Origin of the sequence: Niallia sp. Sow4_A1 (assembly GCF_052116745.1) — a bacterium.
In the GTDB taxonomy this organism is placed as follows: domain Bacteria; phylum Bacillota; class Bacilli; order Bacillales; family Cytobacillaceae; genus Niallia; species Niallia hominis.
The window spans coordinates 54,076-76,785 of sequence record NZ_JBQKKM010000007.1; the positions used below are offsets into that span (position 1 = coordinate 54,076).

The following is a 22,710-nucleotide window of genomic DNA, read 5'->3' on the forward strand; positions in this document are numbered from 1 at the left end:
TGCTCATCTATTATTTTTTTTTTAATACAATATCTCTTTCAAAAATCTCATTTACTGCTTCACTAACATGTCTGTAACTTATAGAACTATGATTTTCTACTTTTAAGATCCCACTATGATCTCCTGGAAGAGGAATTCCTCCTGTCCATTTCGATCTGACAATATGTGGAATGGCGCTGTTTTCTGGCACAATAGTATCCTCTGTTCCAAAGAAAAATTTAAAATCTAAATTAATTGTTTCTAAATGCTTTTGCCATAATCTTATCGTTTCATCTAAAAAACTGCTATTAGGCTCTAAAGATGGAATTTGAGCATGCTTGTTTATACTCTTTATTAATTGATTATATAAAGCAAATGAAGAACCATTATATGGTGTAGCTAAACTAATCATACCTTTTACATTATGAGTTTGATTATGTTCAAGTTCCTCGAGAATATATCTTATAGCTACTAATCCACCCATACTATGACCGATTAATAATACATTTTTATATTGCTTAATTTTTTTCGAGTCAATTTCTCTTTTTAATTCCCTAGCCAAAGTTTCAATAGTAGTAAAAGGACCTTTTCCAACAGAAAAACTTTTAAATTTACCTAGTTTAAGTTTTTTAATTCCCATTAGAGCCAATAATCCGTTTGCTAAATGGAATGTATCATAAGTTATTTCCGCTACATCTACATTTTTAAATGTATCATCAGTTAAAAATAGATCTATCCATGAAATACCATCCTGTTTCCATGTATTATCAGATGCACCAAGTCCATGTATCAGTACGATTAAATTATCATTTTTTATATCATTTTTTTTATGTAACAATAAATTTAACGCCAATTCAAATCCCTCATTTATCCATATATAACAAAATGTTAACACTCATAGTCAATTATACCAAGATATGCTTCATCATTCATTACAATAAGCGAAATACATTGAAACTTCGCTATCTTTCAAAATTACTAACTTTCACCATCTCTTTATCTTTTGAAACAAGATTGTAAGTTTGATTAGAGTTCATTATATCAATTTCTATCTGGAACGAAAAAATCATAATAATCACCTTGTATAATTATTCTGCTCCCATAGCGACATAAGGAAGAGAAGTTCCAATAATTCAAGGGAAGCACTCATTTGTTTAAGTACATTTTTTTACAAGCTCTTCTTCTTAACTTAGTATTGGATATATAACACTTTTGCAAAAAAAGACCCCAAGTACTCTACACCCGAGGTCTAAATGTTAATTATTATTTGTTCTTCATATAATTTTGGTAATTCTTATTTCCACCAGAAAGATTATATATATCATTAAACCCTAAGTTACGCAAAACATTTTGTGCAGCATTCCCAGTGACTCCACCATTACAGTAAGTTACGGTTGGTAAGTTACGATCAAGCTCTCTACTTTTCACACGTAATTCACCTAGTGGTATATTTATTGCACTCTCCACTTTTGATACATTATGTTGTTTTGGTGCTCTGGTATCAATTACTTGAAGAGCTTCTCCTTTTTCTATTCTCTCCGTTAGTTCCTTTGGTGTAATTAGCTTATTTTTCTTTTCAATAGCATTTTGCAGAGCCATTCCAGTGTACATTACTGGATCTTTTGTTGTACTGAATGGAGGTGCATAGGCAAGATCTAGATGGAATAAATCTTCTGCTTTTGCTTTAAACGTCATTGCTGTTACAAATACATCAATCCGTTTATCTACACCTTCTTCTCCAACTATTTGTACACCTAATATTCTGCCAGTTTCTCTATCAGCAATTGCTTTAATAACTAATTCTTTTCCTCCGAGGTACTCTGCTCTAGCCGGTTTAATATTATGAAGTATTTCGATATCATAGCCTTCTTCTAATGCTTCTACTTCATTCATACCTGTTTGACCAACAGCCAAATCAAATACTCTTAAGATACCAGTACCTAAAATACCTCGGTGTTCTAAAGAACCTCCCGTTATTACATCTCCAGCTATTCTTCCCATTTTATTAGCTGTACTTCCTAATGGACGATAGATAGGTTTTCCTGTAATAACGGAGTAGCTTTCAGCAACATCACCAACAGCATAAACATCAGGAAGGTTAGTCTGCATTTTGGAGTTAACTGCAATAGCTCCAGTACTACCAATTTCAACACCGATTTCCTTAGCCAATTGTGTATTTGGACGAACACCCGTAGCTAATATAACAATATCCGTTTCAATAGCTTTTCCTGATTTAGTTTGTACTTCCTTCTTGCTTATCGCAGTTACCTCATCATTTAAGATGAGATTGACTCCTTTTTTAACTAAGTGTTCTTCCACTCGTGAAGCGATATCTTTATCCATATGTGCCATTACATGATTACTACGTTGTACGATTGTTACCTCTAAACCTCTATGAGTAAGCTGTTCTGCCATTTCTAATCCAATATAGCCAGCTCCTATGATGGTTGCTTTCTTTGGTTGGTTTGCTTTCATATATTGATCAATAGCTGCTGTATTTTGTATCGTACGAACTTGGAAAACATGCTCTCCATCTACTCCATCAATATCAGGTTTAATTGGAGAAGCCCCTGTTGCAAAAACCAATACATCATAAGAGTCTTCTTTTATTTCATTTGTATCTAAGTTCTTCACTTGAACTTTCTTCTGCTCGGCATCAATTGTAGTTACTTCATGACGAGTAAAAATATCTACGTTATATCGCTTTTTAAACCAAGCAGCACTTCTTGGAGTTAATGTTTCCAGATTTTCTACTTCTCCACCTAGAAAATAAGGAATACCGCATATGGAATAAGAAATGTCATAGTCTGCATTATATAGAGTGATTTCCGCATTTTCATCGTTCCTACGTGCCTTTGCTGCTACAGATGTTCCTGCTGCTACAGATCCTATAATTAGTACTTTCATATTTATATCCTCCAAAATTAGTATCAATATTACTCTGTATAATTAACAATTCCCGTTCATTTATGAAAGAATGGAAAGCCACAGATATAAGCCGATTAGAGTTATCAAAAGGGTTGGAATAGTTAAGACAATACCTGTTTTAAAATAAGTTCCCCATGATATTTTTACACCTTTTTGAGATAAAACATGGAGCCATAACAACGTTGCTAATGAACCAATTGGTGTAATCTTAGGACCTAAATCAGATCCAATAACATTGGCATAAATTAACCCTTCTTTTATTACTCCTGTAGCATTTGTATCTGCAATTGCTAATGCATCAATAAGTACAGTTGGCATATTATTCATTATGGACGATATGATTGCTGCAATGAATCCCATTCCCATGGTTGCAACAAACAATCCTTGGTCTGCAGCTGCTTGAATAACACTAGATAGCAGGTCTGTTAAACCTACATTACGCAATCCATAAATTACGACATACATTCCAATAGAGAAGAATACAATTGCCCACGGAGCACCCTTTACTACTTTCTTAATAGATACAGCAGCGCTTCTTCTTGCAAATACAAGGAAAATAATCGCAATTACACCTGCTATGATTGAGACTGGAATAGACAGGAATTCACTCACGAAATAGCCAATAAGTAAAACAGCTAAAATCATCCAAGATAAACGAAACATCTTTAAATCTTTTATTGCTTCTTGTGGTACTTTTAATTGATTTAAATCATAAACCTTTGGAATTCTTTTACGGAAATATAAGTACAACACCAGGATACTTGCTATTAAAGAAAAAATATTTGGCACAATCATTCTGGATGCATATTCTACAAATCCGATATCAAAGAAATCAGCAGAAACAATGTTGACCAAATTACTAACAACTAAAGGTAATGATGTAGTGTCTGCTATAAAACCACTTGCAATGATAAACGGAAAAACCATTTTCTCGTCTAACTTTAAAGCTCTAACCATCGCTAAAACGATTGGTGTTAAAATTAGTGCTGCCCCATCGTTTGCAAAAAACGCTGCAACAATAGCACCTAAAATAGCAACGTAAACAAACATCTTGAGTCCATTACCACCAGCAACTCTTGCCATATGTAAAGCTGCCCATTCAAAAAATCCTATTTCATCTAAGATTAAAGAAATAATAATGATTGCGACAAATGCAAGTGTTGCATTCCAAACAATTCCAGTTACGTCAATGACATCATTGAAATCAACTACACCAACAAGAAGAGCTAATATTGCCCCGCCACATGCTGACCAACCAATCGAAAGATTTTTCGGTTGCCAGATAACTAATGTCAGTGTTACTAAAAAGATAATTATTGCTAATATAGTTTGTAACAAAGCTGTTAACCTCCATTAATTACATATAATTCTTAAACCCTTTTCCTCTAGCCATAGTAATTTTTCTCTCTGACTTGGAACATGTTTTAATAACTCTTTAACTAATACGTAGTATTCACTTGTTGTGTTTAAAGAATAAACCACCCACTGACCTTTTCTTTGTTCTTTAACAATTCCAAGATCTCGCATCTTCCGTAAATGCTGGCTAATAGAAGGTTGTGACATATTAAAAAGTTCAACAAATTCACAGACACAACACTCCTGTTCATCCAACATGCTTACCATAGATAATCTTGTTTTATCTCCTAAAAGCTTTAATACATTTGCAGTATCCTTTATATCCATTACAGTTGCCAGATTTATTTACCTCCCTTAGTATCTTCAAAAAAAAATGGTACTCATGTAACCAATCAAAGATATTAATGAAGAACTCATTTGCGTATATAATTATATGCTTATATGTTAATTATAAAAAAAGTTAATGTCAACCACATTAACCCTTATTATTTTATTTATTCACAAGAAATACGCATTCCGTTTTCCTCAAGCCAAATAAATTTTTCATTTTGATTTGGAATGTAATTTAAAATGTTTTTAATCATAGGGAAATATTGATTTCCTTGCTCTAGAGAATAGATAACCCATTTGCCTTTTCTTTGCTCTTTAACCAGACCAGCATCTTTTAATTTTCTCAAATGTTGACTTATAGCTGGCTGTGACATTTGAAACACATCCACAAATTCACATACACAGCAGTCATTTATCATTAGCATTCCCATTATGGATAACCTTGTCTTATCACCTAGTAGTTTCAAAATATTCGCAATAGTATCTATTTGTTCAATAGTCATGTATAATCATCCGTTCCATTTGAATTACCTTTATACTAAATGGAGTAGTCATAGTATGCAAGAAAATAAGAGTTAGTTAAACTCTTATTTTCTCTTTTCAATAGTATATTTAATTAATGAGCTATTTCCTTCTCTAATTCGCAATAAGCTCGAATGAAATTACTATAGGATATAGATCCAAGTGTATTTTCTTTATTGCTAAATAATCTTGCAAAAGCCTTCTCTCTTGCTAATTCAATGGAAACTTCCAAACTATTCATGATTAATTTCAAGTAAGCTTTAAAATAATCTTTACTTAGATTGCCACCTTTATTTATAACCATATATAACCCTCACTCTTAATTATTAGGAGCAACACGAATTCGTCTCACAACTATTATTAGGTGTAATATTAGAGAAACTCACGCTACAAACCCCTGTCTCAGGTAAATCTAGCTCTACTTTTTCAGAAGATTCTATATCTCCTGCCATAAATGCTGCTATTGAACGTACCTGTTCATATCCTGTAGCCATTAAGAAGGTTGGAGCTCGACCATAGCTTTTAGATCCAACAATATATAGATTCTTCTCAGGCTGCCTCAATTCTTTTTCACCATGTGGACGAACTGTTCCACAGCTATGCAAATTAGGATCAATTAAAGGAGAAATTGCCTCTACACTTTCAGTAGCAAAATCAACTTTTGTACGTAATTCATTTAAAAAAGAGTAACTAGGTCGATTTCCTGTATTGACAATAACTTCATCAATCGATTCAATTTCCAGCTTTACACCGTTCACTTCTCCTATAATATTTAGCGTTGAGGTATTATTCCTTTTTATCAACTGATCTACTCTAAAGGAAGTGTGTACTTGAACGATCCCTTTATCCACCAATCCATGAATCCTGCTGCCTAATAATCCTCTTGCTTCTAAGGCATCCTTTTCCTCTCCACCATATGCATCCTCTACCCGTTCTTTGCGGATAATCCATATAATTTCTGTTTTAGGGTTCTTTTCCTTTAAAATCCCTAATTCTAATAAAGCATTAATGGCAGAGTGACCGCTTCCTATAACTGCTACTTTCTTATTTTTGTAGCGGTTTATACTTTCTCCCAAGATATCAGGTAACCCATAAAAAATGTTGTCCTTCAGGGATTTTTCTGATTCTAACCAAACTCCATTGGAGTTAGCTGGATTAGGATTTCCCCATGTACCAGTAGCATCAATGACAGCTCTTGACTCAAGAACTTGAATAGTCCCTTTATACTCTGTATAAATAACAAATGGGACATTCTCTCTGTTAGCTGTCTTCATTTTATCGGTATTTTTTTTGGCTATAGAAATGACTTTTGTATTTAAAGCTATTACTTCTTGTAATTCTGGAATCTTTGATAAAGGGATTAAATAATTTTCCACGAGTTCTTTACCAGTAGGTATTTCCTCAAGATTCGGTTGTTCCCATCCATCTCTCTCTAATAAAGTAGATGCTGCTTTATCGATGTTGTATTTCCATTGTGAGAATAGTTTTATATGCTTCCAAGTAAGGATGTTTGCTCCCACTTCTGTTCCAGCTTCTAGAACAATCACTTTTTGCTTATATTGAATCAAATGAGCTGCAGCAGCTAAACCTACAGGACCTGCCCCAATAATAGCAATAGGTAGTTCTTTACTGATAGTTGTATTTTCTTGAGTTTCATCCGATGGCTGACAGCAAGATGATAAGATAAAATCAGACATATTAATTACTCTCCTTTGTATTTAACAAATAGTAATCTTGATCAAAAAGCAACTTTTCCATTATCATTACATCTACAAATTTGCCTCTTAATCTTCCTTGATTTTTAAATAATCCAACCTCCCTATAGTTTAGTTTTCGGTATAAACCTTGGCCTAAAGTATTTATAGGAAATGTAGAGAGCACTAGTTTGTAGAAATCCTGTGATTTTGCTTCTTCTTCTAAGACATGTAATAGTTGCTGTCCTAGTCCTTGGCCCCTAAATCCCCTATGTATATATATGGATATTTCTCCTACGCAATCATAAGCAGCCCTACTATTGTATGGGTTAATCGAAGCCCACCCCATAATTTCTCCTTGTTCATTGGTTGCTACGAAAGCACAATATCTTCCATTATGAAGATTAAAACAATTGTAAATATAGTTTTCGTCTTTAGATTCTTCTTCAAAGCTGGCTATTCCATCTTCAATTCCTTGATTATAAATCTCTAATATAGCCGATAAATCCCTTTTCTCTACTTTCCTAATCATTTTTCCATCCCCTTAATTGACTTTTTCATTAATTGACTTTATCAACTATATTGTTTAATGAAGGCCACCTTATTTGGTGGCACAACTACCTAACCCATTATTTTTGTTCATTGCAACCAATAGCAAACTTAGACTTTCTAAAACCTGTTGATGCTTATCTTCCTGTATGTGCTCGAAAATATTACCGAGATACTCCATCATTTGATTGGAAATTTCATCTGCTTTCGATTCCCCTTCATCTGTAAGTGACAAAAGGACATATCTTCTATCATTAGGGTCTGGAACTCTTGAGATGAAGTGAAGCTCAACCAATTTATTAACCTGACGACTTAAAAGTCCTGTATCCATGATTAACTTTTCTGCCAATGTCTGTAGAGATATATTCGGACTCTTACTTAACTCATAGACAATGTGACTTTGCGATACTGTAATTCCACAACAGTCAGAACCATCTTTCTGAAGAAGTCCAAAGTCCCTTACCAACTGTTGTAACAACTCACGTATTTGAATTTTATCCTGGGTTTTCATATATTATCGCCTCTACACTAAATGATAACGTCATTAATTGATATTGTCAAATGTTAAACTTCCTAATTCTTATGAGACATAAGAAACAGTTTCAAAAAGGTTCCTTTTTAGGTCTACAAATGATAGACTATGCTTAATAATGGTATGAAAGATGAAGATAAAATATTTATATCAAAAGTAATTCTTCGAAATTTAGAAAAATCATTAATAAAATCTAGATATATATCGATATTAATTTCTCTTATCGAATTTTAATTTAGAAGGAGTTAGAATATGAATAGTTTACAATATAGCAGCAAAACAAAAATATTTGCTTTAGGTGGTCTAGGAGAAATCGGAAAAAACATGTATGTAATCGAGTACAATGATGAAATTATAATTGTAGATGCTGGATTTAAATTTCCTGAATCCGAATTATTAGGTATAGACTATGTTATACCTGATTATACGTACTTGGAGAAAAACAAAGACAAAATTAAAGGTTTATTTATTACACATGGACACGAAGATCATATAGGTGGAGTTCCTTTTTTATTTAAGCGTATAAAAGTACCTATTTATGCAGGGGCTCTAGCAACAGCATTAATTCAGAGTAAGTTAGAGGAACATAAAACAGGTTATGTAGAAATGATACATATTTCAGATGATATTGATGTTCAATTTGACAATATAAAAGTAAGATTTTTCCGAACAACACATAGCATTCCAGATTCTTTCGGCGTAGTAATCACCACACCTGATGGAAATATTGTGCATACAGGTGATTTTAAATTTGATTTTACACCAATGGGGATAGAAGCCAACCTTCACAAAATAGCAGAAATTGGTCGAGAAGGAGTTTTATGTTTATTATCTGATAGTACAAATAGTGAAGTACCCGGTTTTTCAATGTCTGAAAAAAAAGTTGGAGAATCGATTAAAGAGATATTCGAAGCAACACAATCTCGTATTTTATTTGCGACATTTGCATCAAACATTCATAGAATACAACAAGTAGTTGAAGCTTCTATTCGTTATAAGCGGAAAATCGCTATCGTTGGAAGAAGTATGGAAAAAACAATTCAGATAGGAAAAAACCTAGGTTATATACAGGCTCCTGAAGATATATTTGTTGAAATCAGTCAAATTAATTATCTTCCAACTCATGAAGTAACTATTATATGTACAGGAAGTCAAGGAGAACCTATGGCTGCATTGTCGAGAATAGCAAATGGTAATCATCGACAAATTCATATTGTCAAAGGTGACACAGTTGTTTTTTCTTCCTCTCCTATTCCTGGGAATATTATAAGTGTTAATCGGACAATTAATCAATTATTCCGAGTAGGTGCAAATGTTATACACCATAAAATTAGTGATATTCATACATCTGGTCATGGTACCCAAGAAGAACAAAAATTAATGATATCACTAATAAAGCCCAAATACTTCATGCCCATTCATGGAGAATACCGAATGTTAAAAAAACACGTAGAATTAGCTGTTGATTGGGGTGTTTCACTAGAAAATTGCTTTGTTATGGATAATGGTCAAGTACTAGAAATCTCTGAAGATGAAGCACGAATTAACAGTAAAACAATACCTTCCCAAGGTGTCTATGTTGATGGAAGCGGTATAGGTGATATAGGAAATATTGTATTACGTGATCGCAAAATTTTATCCGAAGAAGGAATTATCATCATAAGTCTAAGTATGGATAGTAAAAAAAAGCAGTTAGTATCTCCACCTGCAATAGTTACAAGAGGATTCGTTTATATGCGTGGGTCTGAAGAACTTATGAGAACAATAGAAAAAGTGGTAAATGAATGTGTATCCACACTACTCAAACAAGATATATTAAATTGGGGGAAAATTAAACAAGAGATTGTGGAAGTTCTTAGTCCATTCTTATATGCTGAAACTGGACGTCGACCAATGTTACTACCCATTATTATAGAAGTGTAAGAATACAATATTTTCTTTTATAAAAATTGTCACAGAAACTAACAAAGGGTTTCTTTTTTCAACTACTTTAAGAAACCTTTTTATATAAAGTAATAATTAGAGATGCACTGTTAAGCTAAGCCAATTATCCTCCTGATAAATAAAAATATGAAAAAATTATTATCTATCATAGTTGATTGATTTACCTTGTGTCCAATTAAACTTAATAAAAACATTATCTCTAATAAGAGGAAAATCATAGGAAGTACAATAAAAAAATATGTTATTATAGTTTGGTCACAACACCATCAGGAGGATAAATATGTTATATGGCTACGCTAGACCAACACAAGAAGATCTTACTTGCAAAAAACAAATAACTCAATTAGAAGCAATAAATTGCACATCTATCATTTTAGAAGACCATTCCTCAGCCAAAAAAAGAATAAAATTAATAGAATTAATAAACTCTCTTTCAAGTGAGGACAAAATTGTTATTACTAAATTTTTCGCACTTGCTGATTCCACCCGTCATCTTCTGGAAATAATGGAGAAAGTTCAGAAAAAGAACGCATTTTTGCAGTCGTTACATGAAAATGTCGATACTAGCATAACAAAACACTATGAATTTACTGGGATACTAAATCATTTAGTTGAATTCCAAACAGACTTGATTAGTGAAAAAACCAAAGAAGGATTATTTGAAGCAAAAAAAAATGGAAAAGCACCTGGAAGACCAAAAAAGCCAGATAAAAATGTTAAACTTGCCATGTCAATGTACAAAAGTGGAAAATTCAGTCTTGCCCAAATAAAGGAACATACCGGAATCAGTAAAACTACTCTGTATCGATATCTAGAAAAATAATACTTCATCAGTGTTTTACAAATCTCCAATTAATTACTAGTGAAACTAAATCATTACTTAGTGTAGCTATTCTCCACTATAATTCATCACTTTAGAGGTTGGCTCCTTAATACAAGAATTATTTTAGATAGCCATCTTCTCATCTTTTTAATCAAAAGGAGTGTAGTTAATACTATGAATAAAAGGAAGAGGAATACTTCTATATTTTACGGTTGGTTTATTGTTTTTATAGCAGGTTTAGGTACATTTTTTTCAGGGCCTGGTCAAACCTATTCAAATTCGACATTCATTGAGGAATACATAAAAAGTTTTGGGTGGAATAGAACCGAAATATCCAGTCTATATTCCATCGCTACTTTATGCTCTGGATTTCTGATAATGTTTATGGGAAAGTTTATGGATCGCTTTGGTTATCGTAGAATGCTCGGAATAGTAAGTGTCTTGTTTTCATTAGCTTGTTTTTTCAATAGTTTTGTTACCAATATTTGGATGTTAGGAATTGGTTTTTTCTTGATTAGGTTCTTGGGTCAAGGAAGTATGACGTTAATTCCTAATACCATAGTGCCACAATGGTTTATAAAAAAACGAGGAAGAGCAATGAGTTTTATGGCTATAGGAAGCTTTTCAAGTGCTGCTTTTTTTCCTATTGCAAATACGTGGTTAATTGATAAGTGGGACTGGCAAACAACCTGGCAAATATGGGGAGTCGCATTACTAATTATTTTCACACCCCTTGCTATAATAGGAGTGAGAAATAGGCCTGAGGATATTGGAGCCTTGCCAGATGGTATTACAGAAAAATTCAAGAATAAATCTCATAATAAAATATCCCATTCTTATTTAGTGATGGATTGGACCTTAAAAGAAGCTATGCAAACTAAAGCTTTTTGGGCAATTTTAGTTTGCGTGGGAATCCCTGCACTTGTAAATACAGCTATTACATTCCATCTCTTATCCATATTTCAAGAACAGCACCTGTCCCCGCAGTTAGCAGCTAGTGTTTTAAGCCTGATGGCATTAGTTGGATTCCCAATTTCATTTTTGTCAGGTTTTATACTAGAAAAAATACAAACAAAAATCCTTTTGATGGGGATATTCTTAACAGAGATTACATTCCTCATTCTGTTAATAAATGTAAAAAGCATTTGGATTGGAATTATTTTTGGAATATTATGGGGAGCAAGCAATGGAATAGAAAGAATTACACTCAATATTATATGGTCTGATTATTTCGGAAGAAAATACCTAGGGAGTATAAACGGGATTGCTATGATGGTTATGGTTGTAGGTTCTGCAATTGGTCCATTGCCACTAGGAATAGGATATGATTATTTTCACAGTTATATAGAAAGCTTATTATTTTTACTGTTATTTCCGATTCTTGGAATATTTGGAGCAATCCTTGCAAAAAAACCTCAGAAAGTAACAATAGCAAAAAGAGCTAATTAGAGGAGGTTTTAACCTTCTTTCTAATTAGCAAGTTTATTTTACAATTAATACTGGACAGTTAGCTCTTTTAGTTACTTTATGACTTACACTACCTAAAACAAATTCCTGTAGGACGTTTAATCCTCTGCTTCCCATTATTGCAAGATCTGTACCCTTGTTATTAATGTAGTCTACTAAAACTTGACCTGGTTCTCCCTTTAATATAACAACTTCATAATTGAGCCCCGATTCTTTCACTAACTTTTCCACTTCTGAAATTTTCCCTCTATTTTTATCAACAAATTCAGAGCTATTCCAATTATGAAGGGTCTCAGTCTTTGCCTTTGAAGGATCACTTACCATAACGATTTCTACTTTAGATTCTGAGCAACAGTTAGCAATATAAATTGCGTTTAATGCAGCTCTTTTTGAGTGTACGGAACCATCGGTTGCTAATAAGATATTTCTATACATTTTCATTCCTCCCAACTAAGCAAGCGCTTACATATATAATATAACTTTTTATATAAAACGGGAACTTAATTTATGTTATTTTTATTTTATTTTCAATTAAACTCATTCATTTCCATTTTCCTCAAAAATAAAACCCACTTTTTTTAAAGTGGGTTTTATAATACAATTATTTTACTATCAATACTGGGCAATTGGCTCTTTTAACCACCTTATGGCTGACGCTGCCTAGTACCATTTCTTGTAGAGTGTTAAGTCCTCTGCTTCCGATTACAACCATATCAAACTTTTTTTTATTAGCATGTTCTACTATAGCTGGTCCAGGGTCTCCGTGTAATAATTCAAAACTAAAATCAATATTATTGGCATTTAATAACTCTTCAAAAGGCAATAATTTTTTCTTGCGAGATAACTCCAATTCCTCCTTATTATGAGCGTGTAAAACCTCATCTTTTGATTTGGAAAAATCCACAACATAAACTAATTTTATTGTACTTTCTTCACTTAAAGAAGCAATTTTCATTGCTTCCTCTGTTGCTCTTTTAGAATGTTCTGATCCATCAATGGCTAATAGTATTTTTTTATACATTATACACTTCACTCCCCTTTTTAGTGTGCAGATAATTTTGCATTTGGATCGTTAAATACTGCCAACTTATCCACGATTTTTTTACTTGCTGCATTTAAGTTTTTAATAGTCACGTTGTTATGATTTTCTCGATATTTAATCACTACTTTATCGATCGCACCAACAGCTGAATCATCCCATATGTGCGCATTGGTGAAATCAATAATAATATTCTTATTCTCCACAGAAAAATCAAATTGCTCCACGAACTCTTCCACGGAAGCGAAAAATAACTGCCCTTCTACCTCGAAAGTAATATTCTGGTTATTCACATTCCTAACCAACTTAATTTTAGATATTTTAGCCACAAAAAAGATGGCGCTTAATATAACTCCTGCTATAACACCGATAGATAAATCATGTGTTGCTACTACGATGATAACAGTGACTAACATAACTGCTGCATCTGTTTTTGGAGCGTTTTTTAGGTAAGTAAAAGATGACCAGTCAAATGTACCAATAGAAACCATGATCATTATACCTACCAGGACTGCCATTGGAATTTGGACTACTATATTCCCTAATACCAAAATTAGAAACATAAGAAATAGTCCAGCAACAAGTGTAGATAACCTACCTCTACCACCTGACTTTACGTTTATAACGGATTGTCCTATCATCGCACAACTTGCCATACCACCAAAAAAACCTGTAATAACATTGGCAATTCCTTGCCCTCTAGCTTCCCTATTTTTATTACTACCTGTTCCAGTCATGTCGTCCACAATGGAAGCAGTTAAAAGAGATTCTAATAAACCTACAATAGCTAATGCAATGGAATATGGAAAAATAATCTTTAATGTTTCAAAATTAAGTGGTACATCAGGAATAAAGAAAGATGGTAACGATTGAGTGATATTACCTAAATCTCCAACTGTTCTTAAATCAAAGTCAGAGAAAATTGCTAAACTTGTTAATAAAACAATTGCAATTAATGGTGCTGGAACCGTCTTTATAAATCTTGGTAAGATATAGACAATCAATAATGTAATGGCTACAAAGATATAAGTCATATTGGAGATACCTATAAAATGAGGGACTTGTGCCATAAATATTAAAATAGCTAAAGAATTAACAAAGCCAACCATAACTGCCCTCGGAATAAACTTCATTAGCTTTGCTATTTTTAAAACTCCAAAAACAACTTGGATAATACCTGTTAATATAGTGGCTGCTAATAAGTAGTTTATACCGTAGTCTTTTACTAATGGCACCATTAGTAATGCCATAGCTCCAGTCGCAGCCGAAATCATAGCTGGTCTTCCGCCAACAAAAGAAATGGTTACAGCCATACAAAAAGAGGCATACAGGCCAACCATTGGATCAACACCCGCAATAATGGAAAACGCTATTGCTTCTGGAATCAGTGCCAAGGCAACTACTATTCCAGATAGAATATCTGCGGGAATATTTGAAAACCAATCTCTCTTCATTTTTTCAATCACTAAAAAATACCTCCGTTATAATATTTTATATAATAAATATATAATCAGCTTTTTTAACTTACTTTGAACAGTCTAACACCAAAAGAACCAAAATGGAACCATTTTGGTTCTTTTTTTCAAATAATTTTTATGATATGGTTTATTTAAACGCTTAAAAACTAAGGAGGCTAATACATGTTAATTGGTTATATGAGGCCTGTTGAAGATGACCCTAATTGTATAGATCAGTTAGAAAGTCTTACTACCTATCATTGTAACGTAATCTATACTGAAGAACTTAGTTCTCACAAGAATAAAACTACACTTAAAAAGATGTTATTAAACTTAAATAAACACGATAAGATTGTGGTTGAAAAATTTTATACAATTGCTGATTCATTAAAAAAATTAAAGGAGATATTAAATATTATTAGGGAAAAAGATGCTTATATTTTGTTTATTAAAGAGAATATTGATACGAGTAATGTAATGGAAGAAAAGTTTAATGAATATGTACAACATCTAATAAACCTTCAGGGCGATATTATAAGTGAAAACACTAAAATAGGAATAAAAACAGCTAAAAACCAGGGGAAAAATACAGGTAGACCCAAAAAGTCTTTACGTAATATTCAAAAAGCAATTGATATGTATATTAGTAAGCAGTTTTCATTAATAGAAATTCAAAATACAACTGGAATTAGTAAGTCCAGCTTATACAGATATTTATCAAATTGGGAGGGAAAATCCTAAGCTTAAATTATATTGGGTGACTACCAATTTGTGATTTTTTCAAGTATTTTTAGGTAACATCAAGTGCTGGCTGATAATTGTTAATTTCCTTATATTGATTGGAAAAAATATAAAAACCTCTGTCAAATTTAAGAACAGAGGTTTTCCAATTTTTTGTCTATTTTAATTAATCTTAGATGAAATAATACTAAATATTTAGTTATTTTACATTTAACTTCAAATCAGTTGAGAACTTTTTGTAAAAAAGCAACTTTTTTCATCTAGAACTTTATTTTAATACAACAACTCAATTATATTACGAATATTTATGACAAATCATTCCGGAAAAATTACTAAATTAATCCGATTTTGAATTCTGACATATTATTTACTCTCCTTTGTTTTTAACAAATAATAATCTTGATCAAAAAGCAATTTTTCCATAATCATTACATCTACAAATTCCCCTCTTAATTTTCCTTGATTTTTAAATAATCCAACTTTCCTATAATTCTGCTTTCGATACAGACCTTGACCTAAAGCATTGATAGGGAATGTAAAGAGCACTAACTTGTAAAAACCATGTGATTTTGCTTCTTCTTCTAAGACCCGTAATAATTGCTGACCTATTCCTTTCCCCCTAAATCCCCTATGTATATATATGGATAGTTCTCCTACACCCTGGTAAACAGCTCTTGTATTATAAGCATTTATGGAAGCCCAACCAGTTATTTCTCCTTGTTCGTTTGTTGCTACGAAAGCACAATATCTTCCATTATGGAGATTAAACCATTTGTAAATATAGTTTTCGTCTTTAAGTTCTTCTTCAAAGGTGGCTATTCCATCTTCAATTCCTTGATTATAAATCTCTAATATAGCCAATAAATCCCTTTCCTCTACTTTCCTAATCATTTTTCCAACTCCTTAATTGACTTTCACATTAATTGACTTTATCAATTATAATATTTAATGAAAGCCACCTTATTTGGTGGCACAACTACCTAGCCCATTGTTTTTATTCATTGCATATAGAAGCAAACTTAGACTTTCCATTACCTGTTGATGTTTATCTTCCTGAATATGTTGAAAAATATTACCTAGATACTCTAACATTTGATTGGAAATTTCCTCTGCCTTCAATTCCCCTTCATCCGTAAGTGACAAAAGGACATACCTTCTATCATTAGGATCTGGAACTCTTAAAATAAAGTTAAGTTCAACCAGTTTATTTACCTGTCTACTTAAAAGCCCTGTATCCATCATTAACTTTTCTGCCAATGTCTGTAGAGATACATTTGGGCTCTTACTTAACTCATAAACAATGTGACTTTGTGATACTGTAATTCCACAACAATCAGATCCGTCTTTCTGAAGAAGACCAAAGTCCCTTACCAATTGCTGGAGCAATTCACGTATTTGAATTTTATCCTGTGTTTTCATATATTATCGCCTCTAATTAGATGTTATCATCATTAATTGATAATGTCAAATAATATTTTGAACTTATACCTTATTCAACTCCCCCTTTAGTTACACAAGAGACTCCTCCACTAAAATAAAATGAGTGTTAACTTTTAAATTAAGCGTTAATTACTATTAACCTTAAATCTCATAAAAAACGTCTAATCCCTTATGAAACAAGGTTCTAGACGTTTATCAATTATAAAAGCGTTAATATTAGTAAAAACGAGTTCATTTATTTTTCACCTTCTTATTACGCGTTATTATATGTATTTTTTCATCCTTTTCTCTTTCTCAAATGCATCAATCAAATTAAATTTCTCATCATTAAATGGATTGATAACAAAGGGTCTTGTTGATAATGAAATGGATTTAAATGAAATATACAAGTCATCCTCAGAAATTAAATCACTCCCACTTTTTAAAGCCTGTACGGTTGATTCTTCTATTAGTTTTTTTATATAATAAGGATTTCCTTTAGTTGCATAAAAAATCTTCTTTGCTAATACTGGATCAGCTAAGAAAGCTTGCTCAGGAAAGGGCAGTTGCTTATCTAATCCATTTAAAAACGCTCTAAATTCTATTTCCTCTTCTTTCGATTGGTAGGAAAAAGGCTGTAAACTTTGCTTTTCACAAAAGCGGCGGTCTAATTGTTCATTATAAACAAAGACTTTATTTGATTCAGGCATTCCGCATACTAATATTGGTATTCTAACTTCATTAGATAAATTTTTCACCCAATTAGATGCTTTGTTTAATACATTTTTACTTTCGCTATCAATTAAATGTTGAAACTCATCTACTATAATCATTTCAACTTCACACTTTTCAACAAAAGATAATATTCTGACAGTCATATTATTCTCTGTACCACGATCATAGTTTGGATCTCCCATATTCAACAATATTTTAGAAGCCACTGACTTTGGTGTTGCTCCTACAGGAACTGTTAAATATAAAATCGGAATTTTTGTAAAACCATCAATAATTTTTCTCGGATATTTACTTTCATACTCTTTGAGTAGAGTAGATTTCCCAAGACCAGTTTCACCATATATAAATAAACCATCAGGCTGAACAGAACCAAAGGATAACTGATGGTGTTCTTCTATTTTATCTAATATTTTTTTATAACGCGGATATTGAATAATGATACTTTTAACGTGCTCTTTCCTTTTTTTTATTTCTTTGACATCAGGAATTTTACCTTTTAGTGGCTTAAATAATTCATTCATCGTTATGACCTCATTTTTTGAAACTCACTCCATAATCTGGTAATGAGTCTAAATCAATATAATCACTATTACTTTTCCCAATCATTGTTTCTTCATCTTGTAATTGCTCTTTTTTACTTTTAGTTGCATATTTTTTCTGTTTATTTTCCCTTTCTTTCTGTTCATCAAAATGAACAACTATTGTATCAGCTTCAATAGGACTTTCTATTTGTAGTTCCGCTAATCCCATTGAAGAAATACCTTCATAATTATAACTCTTAGGCAAATCTCGTTTATTCAACTGTTCCAAGTTGCGTTTTTGTTGGTTATATTTCTTTTTATCACAATTTGTGAGCTCTTTTACTTTTCTTATGGTTTTTGCTAAATTAGTTACATCATCTTTGTTAGCGCCAAGTGTTCTTACCGAAGAGTCTAGTTCTAACTGAGACAAATAAACAGGTAAATTCGTGGGAATTTCCTTTCTTTCAAGAGATGTGTTATTTGCTTGAATATATATTTTTTTAAATTTATCATAAACATAAACAGATCTCATATCCGCTAAGTCATATCGAACTTTAACAGACCCAATTTTCTTTTCGTGTTTTACCTCGTTAATTAAGTTAGCTCTAAGTTCCATTAAATCTTTACTATTATAGTATTCGTTTTCTATAACAACGCCTTTATTTTGTATCTTTCTATAATCTATTCCACTCATAAAAATTAATTTAAGCTCTTTTTTGCTTTGTGGTATAGGTAATTGTAGCAAAGGATTATTCACTAATCCTTTAAGCCATAGATCCTTTGGCTTTCCTCCTCGTCTCTTATCATAAGAATTCGCAATTACATCTACCATCACCAGATGAGCCATATAAATAAACGTCTGCATTGTTATACAAGCTTCTCCTACAGAATCATATAATCCTTTCTCATAAACATTTGAAAAAGTCGTTCCTTTTAATGTATGAATCCATGTAGTGTTAAGTGTTCTAAATCCTCTCTCGATAGTTCCCTTTTGATAACCAGCACCAACTTTACAAAAGTGAACATTTATATTTAACTGTTGGCAAGTATCCTTAACATCATACGATTCATTTATTATTGAATTATCAAATACTACCTCAGAGGGTTTTCCATATGCTACCCAATCATTTTCTATTAAGGGATATAATTTTTTCAGGTACGTTTTTGGCATAATAGAATGTAATAGACATTGTTTCACCGCAGATGCATTTACATCCTTAAATGTTACATAAAATCCTAGTGGATGACCGGTAGCTTTATCTATTGCATAGACTAGCCAAGGACGTTCTGGCTTTAGTGTCGATGGATTAATTAATAAGACATCGACAGGTGTCCAATCAATCTCCACTCTTTCCAAGGGTTTAGTAATTACAACTTCTTTTCTAGAACCTTTCTTCCTCAATTCAGTTTCAACTTTACCAAGCCTAATCTCTTCTTTTCTAAATTTGTCTTCTATAGTTTTCTTCCTTCTATAAAATGTAGAACGAGATACTATTTTAATTTTATTTTTATCATCTCTAAATCTGTTAATTTCTTCGATTCTTAATGAAAATTCAGAAAAAAGATGTTCATCTGTAAACTTTTCACCACTATATTGGAATTCATTTACCAGTTCTTCTATTAGTTCGACTATCTCTCCCTTTGTATAATGATTTTTGTGACCAGGCTTCTTTTTTACAAGAGTTCGAATATCTTCATATTTTTCCCATCTACTCTTCCATTCATAAAAGGTTGTTTTACTAACTTTTGGTTCTATCGTATCTAAATAACTCTTAATTTCTGCAGGTAGTATCTCTCCGTCTATCACTGGTTTTATAATTTTATACCTTCTTTTAGCCTCGTTAACTGAATCTATATCTAGCAATGAAAAGTCCCTAATTTCAGATTCACTGCTGCGCCAATCGTTATTTCTGAATACTAATTCTTCTTTATTCCACTTTTCTAATAAGTGTTCTTTATCCCAAATCTCGATTTTATTGTAATTTAAATTCTCTAGTTCGATTGCTCCATTTATTTCTCTTCTAACTATATATCTATCTTCATCTATCATTAACTTTGTTCCTGCTAAAAATGCAAACATACTCATTAGTAACTATCCCCTCACAATATCTATAAAAGTTTCATCATTGAGTAATTCATTTATGAGATCAATATTTAATTGCTGATTATAAATCATATAGTATAAATTCGAATAAATTTCTGGACTAGGTATACTATCATCAAACTTTATGATATCTTCCATCTTACTTTTTCCATTTTTTTGTATAAAATTATAAATTTTTATTTTTGTACTTTCTTTAGTTAACCTTTCGTCGACTCCTCTAATCTTATCGAGGTTTTGTATTAGATATCCTTGTCTTATATCTTTTTCTGTAACTATTTTGAATTTCCATCCTTTTTTTTCACAATATATTTTCCCTACTTCAAATTTAACTTTATTATCTTCTTCTTTAATCTTATCCTCTGGCTTAACTTCAAAAATAATATACTGTTTATCCTTAGTTTCCACTAAAAAATCAGGAAAATATTTGTATATCTTCCCTTTATATCTGTATTCTATTTTTATTGGTTGAGATTGAATTTTTATGATTGAAGGATCAAAATCTAAAACCTTAATGAAGTCCTTCTCTAACAGACTCTCCCAAGCAACCATTTCATTAGACTTTTTGCTATTTATAAAGCCTCTAAAGCTGCCTTTTTTGGATGGTTTTATTTTTCTAACTTGTTCCATATTATCACCTAGTTTACCAGAGTATTTTTTTGGAGATTATTATATTTGAGGTGAAGAACATCATGTTACTTTTTTATTTAAAGCCTAAGAACAACGAAAGCCTTACTGGATTCTTTTATAGGACGGCAAAAGAAAACTTAATGGATAACATAAAATGGATTAATGATCACTTTTCCGTATTTACAGGTTATCAGCCTAATGTTAATTTAATGAATTGGGGCGAACAAAACCATATTAAAGATACTTCAAACTTTTTACGCATCGAATATCAGCTTGCAAACAGTATGACTTTTACTTATCTATTAGAATTTCACGGTTTAAGAGTAGATTATACCAAGAACACTATTAAGTGCCCTTGGTTTTCATACCAAACAACAAAGGTTTGTCCAGTATGTTTAATAGAGGAACCGATTCACCGTTTAGACTGGAGTTTTACATATAGTTTTATATGTAGAAAGCACAAATTATTTCTAATTGATAAATGTATGTATTGTTCTAGAGATATAAATATTAAGACCGTTATTTCCGATAAATGTGTTTGTGGGATGCCTTTATCTTCAGCTAAACCCAAAAATGTTACATTATCTCTTCTATTTAATTATCAACAAGAGGTTGATAAATTTTTCTCCCATGATAAAACTGTTAATATTAATGATTGGATTTCAAATTCTTCGACATTCTATTATGCATTAGAGTTTTTAGCAACTTGGATACCACAAACAATCAATATTGATGAGATTATAACATTAGATGGTTTTAAATATAGCGGAAACGCAGTTGTTAATAGCCGTTTAAAAAAATCAAAAACACTTATTCAATCTTGTCCTTTATACATACACGCTTACATATTATTGAGGGATTGGCCAAAGCAATTTTATACATTCATTAGATTGATGAAAAATAAAAACAACCTTAATAGTTTTCGTCTATTTTGTAATGCTGTTAATAAGTTAATTGGCACTAATTTGGAACCATTGCACACTGAGTTTATGAACTATATACTTAAGAATCAATTACCAAATAGTTATCCAAATCAATTTATTAGTATAAAAAAGGCATGTGAAATTACTAAATTAAAAGAAGATACAATTAAAAGAAGTGATTATTTTCAGCTGTTTATGTGTAACTTCAAGGAAATGGAATTTTTCTTTGTGAAAAAAATTGAAATCGAAAAATGGTTGTCCCTTTACAAAGAATCGATTTCAAAAGAACACTTACGGAATACTTGGCGGACAAGCCCAAAAGTTACTTTTAACATACTTTCCAATAATGTATTATGGCCAGCTATTAACATACAAACTGGTTCTGTAATGCAATGGCAAATCCCTATTGGCAAATTAGAAGAAATCACTTTAAGGTTACAACAGAGAACCACTCTAATAATTGGACCAAAAATTATTTTAAATAAAGCCTTTCAGTGGGTTGGTGTACATTACTCTTTTGTTGTAATTAAAGCAATGTTGGCAGGGTGCTTACCATTCGAATTAGATAAAAAAGTTTTGGGTAATTCTTTGGTTTCAAAAAGAGTACTTTTTAAAATAGTTCGAAATATTGTTGTTAAACTGGCTAAACAAAGTGGAGTTTTATCGCAAAAAGATGTTGCCTTCTTGTTTGGTGTTAAGAAAAAGGATATTGAATATTGGATTTGTACAAATAGACTTAAAACTAATAGCTCAGGGGCTATTACAAACGATTCCTTTACTAAATTTGAATCCAAGTACTTTACAACCTTTCAAATTTCTATGATTAAATCTATTAGTACAAAAAGAATATTAAAAAAATATAATAAGGGGAAATTGATTGCTGTTTCAGGACCTGAATTAAACGATGGTAAACGCTTATTATTCTTAAAAAGCGTAATTAACATAATCTAATAAAGATTAAAATAGCTTTCTAATGACTGAATCTACTGAATTTTATTAATTATTCAAAAAAGCTGAGAT

22 protein-coding genes are annotated in these 22,710 nt (G+C 31.8%); 5 read left to right on the forward strand and 17 right to left on the reverse strand.

Annotated features, from left to right (window positions below; all coding sequences use genetic code 11):
* Nucleotides 1-10: 10 nt before the first annotated feature.
* The 9 genes from ACTQ5K_RS05825 to ACTQ5K_RS05865 all read right to left on the reverse strand — a co-directional run bounded on the left by ACTQ5K_RS05825 (nt 11) and on the right by ACTQ5K_RS05865 (nt 7,869).
* Nucleotides 11-832: an alpha/beta fold hydrolase gene (locus ACTQ5K_RS05825; RefSeq protein WP_047945083.1), complete on the reverse strand. Its 822-nt coding sequence runs from the start codon at nt 830-832 to the stop codon at nt 11-13.
* Between the two features lie 410 nt (nt 833-1,242).
* The gene (locus tag ACTQ5K_RS05830) at nt 1,243-2,886 is read right to left on the reverse strand and encodes an FAD-dependent oxidoreductase (RefSeq protein ID WP_016204927.1); all 1,644 of its coding nucleotides are present in this window, start codon (nt 2,884-2,886) and stop codon (nt 1,243-1,245) included.
* Between the two features lie 60 nt (nt 2,887-2,946).
* Nucleotides 2,947-4,245: an arsenic transporter gene (locus ACTQ5K_RS05835; protein WP_016204928.1), complete on the reverse strand. Its 1,299-nt coding sequence runs from the start codon at nt 4,243-4,245 to the stop codon at nt 2,947-2,949.
* 15 nt (nt 4,246-4,260) lie between these two features.
* Nucleotides 4,261-4,590: an ArsR/SmtB family transcription factor gene (locus ACTQ5K_RS05840; RefSeq protein WP_016204929.1), complete on the reverse strand. Its 330-nt coding sequence runs from the start codon at nt 4,588-4,590 to the stop codon at nt 4,261-4,263.
* Between the two features lie 167 nt (nt 4,591-4,757).
* Nucleotides 4,758-5,096: an ArsR/SmtB family transcription factor gene (locus ACTQ5K_RS05845; RefSeq protein ID WP_016204930.1), complete on the reverse strand. Its 339-nt coding sequence runs from the start codon at nt 5,094-5,096 to the stop codon at nt 4,758-4,760.
* A gap of 113 nt (nt 5,097-5,209) precedes the next feature.
* Entirely contained in the window at nt 5,210-5,419 is a 210-nt protein-coding gene (locus tag ACTQ5K_RS05850) for a hypothetical protein (RefSeq protein ID WP_016204931.1), read from the reverse strand.
* A 22-nt stretch (nt 5,420-5,441) separates the two neighbouring features.
* A complete protein-coding gene (locus tag ACTQ5K_RS05855; RefSeq protein WP_109769256.1) occupies nt 5,442-6,812 on the reverse strand; it encodes an NAD(P)-binding domain-containing protein in 1,371 nt (456 codons plus the stop codon).
* Between the two features lies 1 nt (nt 6,813).
* Entirely contained in the window at nt 6,814-7,341 is a 528-nt protein-coding gene (locus ACTQ5K_RS05860) for an arsinothricin resistance N-acetyltransferase ArsN1 family A (RefSeq protein WP_016204933.1), read from the reverse strand.
* Nucleotides 7,342-7,410: 69 nt separating this feature from the next.
* Nucleotides 7,411-7,869: a MarR family winged helix-turn-helix transcriptional regulator gene (locus ACTQ5K_RS05865; RefSeq protein WP_016204934.1), complete on the reverse strand. Its 459-nt coding sequence runs from the start codon at nt 7,867-7,869 to the stop codon at nt 7,411-7,413.
* 273 nt (nt 7,870-8,142) lie between these two features.
* Here ACTQ5K_RS05865 and rnjA point away from each other — a divergent pair, with 273 nt between their 5' ends.
* The 3 genes from rnjA (at nt 8,143) to ACTQ5K_RS05880 (ending at nt 12,106) form a co-directional block, all read left to right on the forward strand.
* Nucleotides 8,143-9,813 (forward strand): ribonuclease J1, encoded by a 1,671-nt coding sequence (gene rnjA, locus ACTQ5K_RS05870; RefSeq protein WP_047945031.1) that lies wholly within the window; start codon nt 8,143-8,145, stop codon nt 9,811-9,813.
* 301 nt (nt 9,814-10,114) lie between these two features.
* Nucleotides 10,115-10,657, forward strand: coding sequence for a recombinase family protein (locus tag ACTQ5K_RS05875; protein WP_016204937.1), 543 nt, complete (start codon nt 10,115-10,117; stop codon nt 10,655-10,657).
* A 174-nt stretch (nt 10,658-10,831) separates the two neighbouring features.
* Entirely contained in the window at nt 10,832-12,106 is a 1,275-nt protein-coding gene (locus ACTQ5K_RS05880) for an MFS transporter (protein ID WP_016204938.1), read from the forward strand.
* 33 nt (nt 12,107-12,139) lie between these two features.
* Here the strand turns inward: ACTQ5K_RS05880 and ACTQ5K_RS05885 are convergent, their stop codons facing one another.
* The 3 genes from ACTQ5K_RS05885 to ACTQ5K_RS05895 all read right to left on the reverse strand — a co-directional run bounded on the left by ACTQ5K_RS05885 (nt 12,140) and on the right by ACTQ5K_RS05895 (nt 14,629).
* On the reverse strand, nt 12,140-12,559 hold the full coding sequence (locus ACTQ5K_RS05885) for a universal stress protein (protein WP_016204939.1): 420 nt from the start codon (nt 12,557-12,559) through the stop codon (nt 12,140-12,142).
* Between the two features lie 166 nt (nt 12,560-12,725).
* Entirely contained in the window at nt 12,726-13,145 is a 420-nt protein-coding gene (locus tag ACTQ5K_RS05890; protein ID WP_016204940.1) for a universal stress protein, read from the reverse strand.
* Nucleotides 13,146-13,165: 20 nt separating this feature from the next.
* Entirely contained in the window at nt 13,166-14,629 is a 1,464-nt protein-coding gene (locus ACTQ5K_RS05895) for a SulP family inorganic anion transporter (RefSeq protein ID WP_016204941.1), read from the reverse strand.
* Nucleotides 14,630-14,803: 174 nt separating this feature from the next.
* Here ACTQ5K_RS05895 and ACTQ5K_RS05900 point away from each other — a divergent pair, with 174 nt between their 5' ends.
* Entirely contained in the window at nt 14,804-15,361 is a 558-nt protein-coding gene (locus ACTQ5K_RS05900; RefSeq protein ID WP_016204942.1) for a recombinase family protein, read from the forward strand.
* 363 nt (nt 15,362-15,724) lie between these two features.
* Here ACTQ5K_RS05900 and ACTQ5K_RS05905 read toward each other — a convergent pair whose 3' ends face one another.
* The 5 genes from ACTQ5K_RS05905 to ACTQ5K_RS05925 all read right to left on the reverse strand — a co-directional run bounded on the left by ACTQ5K_RS05905 (nt 15,725) and on the right by ACTQ5K_RS05925 (nt 20,767).
* Complete coding sequence (locus ACTQ5K_RS05905; protein WP_016204943.1) at nt 15,725-16,252, reverse strand: arsinothricin resistance N-acetyltransferase ArsN1 family A; 528 nt, start codon at nt 16,250-16,252, stop codon at nt 15,725-15,727.
* 69 nt (nt 16,253-16,321) lie between these two features.
* Entirely contained in the window at nt 16,322-16,780 is a 459-nt protein-coding gene (locus tag ACTQ5K_RS05910; RefSeq protein ID WP_016204944.1) for a MarR family winged helix-turn-helix transcriptional regulator, read from the reverse strand.
* 284 nt (nt 16,781-17,064) lie between these two features.
* Complete coding sequence (locus ACTQ5K_RS05915) at nt 17,065-18,036, reverse strand: TniB family NTP-binding protein (protein WP_016204945.1); 972 nt, start codon at nt 18,034-18,036, stop codon at nt 17,065-17,067.
* Between the two features lie 10 nt (nt 18,037-18,046).
* On the reverse strand, nt 18,047-20,122 hold the full coding sequence (locus ACTQ5K_RS05920) for a Mu transposase C-terminal domain-containing protein (protein WP_441993777.1): 2,076 nt from the start codon (nt 20,120-20,122) through the stop codon (nt 18,047-18,049).
* 6 nt (nt 20,123-20,128) lie between these two features.
* Nucleotides 20,129-20,767, reverse strand: a complete 639-nt coding sequence (locus tag ACTQ5K_RS05925; protein ID WP_053215733.1) for a TnsA endonuclease N-terminal domain-containing protein — start codon at nt 20,765-20,767, stop codon at nt 20,129-20,131.
* A gap of 62 nt (nt 20,768-20,829) precedes the next feature.
* Between ACTQ5K_RS05925 and ACTQ5K_RS05930 the strand changes: the two genes are divergently transcribed.
* Complete coding sequence (locus tag ACTQ5K_RS05930; protein ID WP_016204949.1) at nt 20,830-22,641, forward strand: TniQ family protein; 1,812 nt, start codon at nt 20,830-20,832, stop codon at nt 22,639-22,641.
* Nucleotides 22,642-22,710: the final 69 nt, after the last annotated feature.

What these genes read in the sequence shown, in the direction of transcription:
- ACTQ5K_RS05830 (WP_016204927.1), bottom strand. Translation starts at nt 2,886, where the DNA reads ATGAAAGTACTAATTATAGGATCTGTAGCAGCAGGAACATCTGTAGCA.
- ACTQ5K_RS05840 (WP_016204929.1), bottom strand. Translation starts at nt 4,590, where the DNA reads ATGGATATAAAGGATACTGCAAATGTATTAAAGCTTTTAGGAGATAAA.
- ACTQ5K_RS05845 (WP_016204930.1), bottom strand. Translation starts at nt 5,096, where the DNA reads ATGACTATTGAACAAATAGATACTATTGCGAATATTTTGAAACTACTA.
- ACTQ5K_RS05850 (WP_016204931.1), bottom strand. Translation starts at nt 5,419, where the DNA reads ATGGTTATAAATAAAGGTGGCAATCTAAGTAAAGATTATTTTAAAGCT.
- ACTQ5K_RS05855 (WP_109769256.1), bottom strand. Translation starts at nt 6,812, where the DNA reads ATGTCTGATTTTATCTTATCATCTTGCTGTCAGCCATCGGATGAAACT.
- ACTQ5K_RS05860 (WP_016204933.1), bottom strand. Translation starts at nt 7,341, where the DNA reads ATGATTAGGAAAGTAGAGAAAAGGGATTTATCGGCTATATTAGAGATT.
- ACTQ5K_RS05865 (WP_016204934.1), bottom strand. Translation starts at nt 7,869, where the DNA reads ATGAAAACCCAGGATAAAATTCAAATACGTGAGTTGTTACAACAGTTG.
- rnjA (WP_047945031.1), top strand. Translation starts at nt 8,143, where the DNA reads ATGAATAGTTTACAATATAGCAGCAAAACAAAAATATTTGCTTTAGGT.
- ACTQ5K_RS05875 (WP_016204937.1), top strand. Translation starts at nt 10,115, where the DNA reads ATGTTATATGGCTACGCTAGACCAACACAAGAAGATCTTACTTGCAAA.
- ACTQ5K_RS05880 (WP_016204938.1), top strand. Translation starts at nt 10,832, where the DNA reads ATGAATAAAAGGAAGAGGAATACTTCTATATTTTACGGTTGGTTTATT.
- ACTQ5K_RS05885 (WP_016204939.1), bottom strand. Translation starts at nt 12,559, where the DNA reads ATGTATAGAAATATCTTATTAGCAACCGATGGTTCCGTACACTCAAAA.
- ACTQ5K_RS05890 (WP_016204940.1), bottom strand. Translation starts at nt 13,145, where the DNA reads ATGTATAAAAAAATACTATTAGCCATTGATGGATCAGAACATTCTAAA.
- ACTQ5K_RS05900 (WP_016204942.1), top strand. Translation starts at nt 14,804, where the DNA reads ATGTTAATTGGTTATATGAGGCCTGTTGAAGATGACCCTAATTGTATA.
- ACTQ5K_RS05905 (WP_016204943.1), bottom strand. Translation starts at nt 16,252, where the DNA reads ATGATTAGGAAAGTAGAGGAAAGGGATTTATTGGCTATATTAGAGATT.
- ACTQ5K_RS05910 (WP_016204944.1), bottom strand. Translation starts at nt 16,780, where the DNA reads ATGAAAACACAGGATAAAATTCAAATACGTGAATTGCTCCAGCAATTG.
- ACTQ5K_RS05915 (WP_016204945.1), bottom strand. Translation starts at nt 18,036, where the DNA reads ATGAATGAATTATTTAAGCCACTAAAAGGTAAAATTCCTGATGTCAAA.
- ACTQ5K_RS05920 (WP_441993777.1), bottom strand. Translation starts at nt 20,122, where the DNA reads ATGAGTATGTTTGCATTTTTAGCAGGAACAAAGTTAATGATAGATGAA.
- ACTQ5K_RS05925 (WP_053215733.1), bottom strand. Translation starts at nt 20,767, where the DNA reads ATGGAACAAGTTAGAAAAATAAAACCATCCAAAAAAGGCAGCTTTAGA.
- ACTQ5K_RS05930 (WP_016204949.1), top strand. Translation starts at nt 20,830, where the DNA reads ATGTTACTTTTTTATTTAAAGCCTAAGAACAACGAAAGCCTTACTGGA.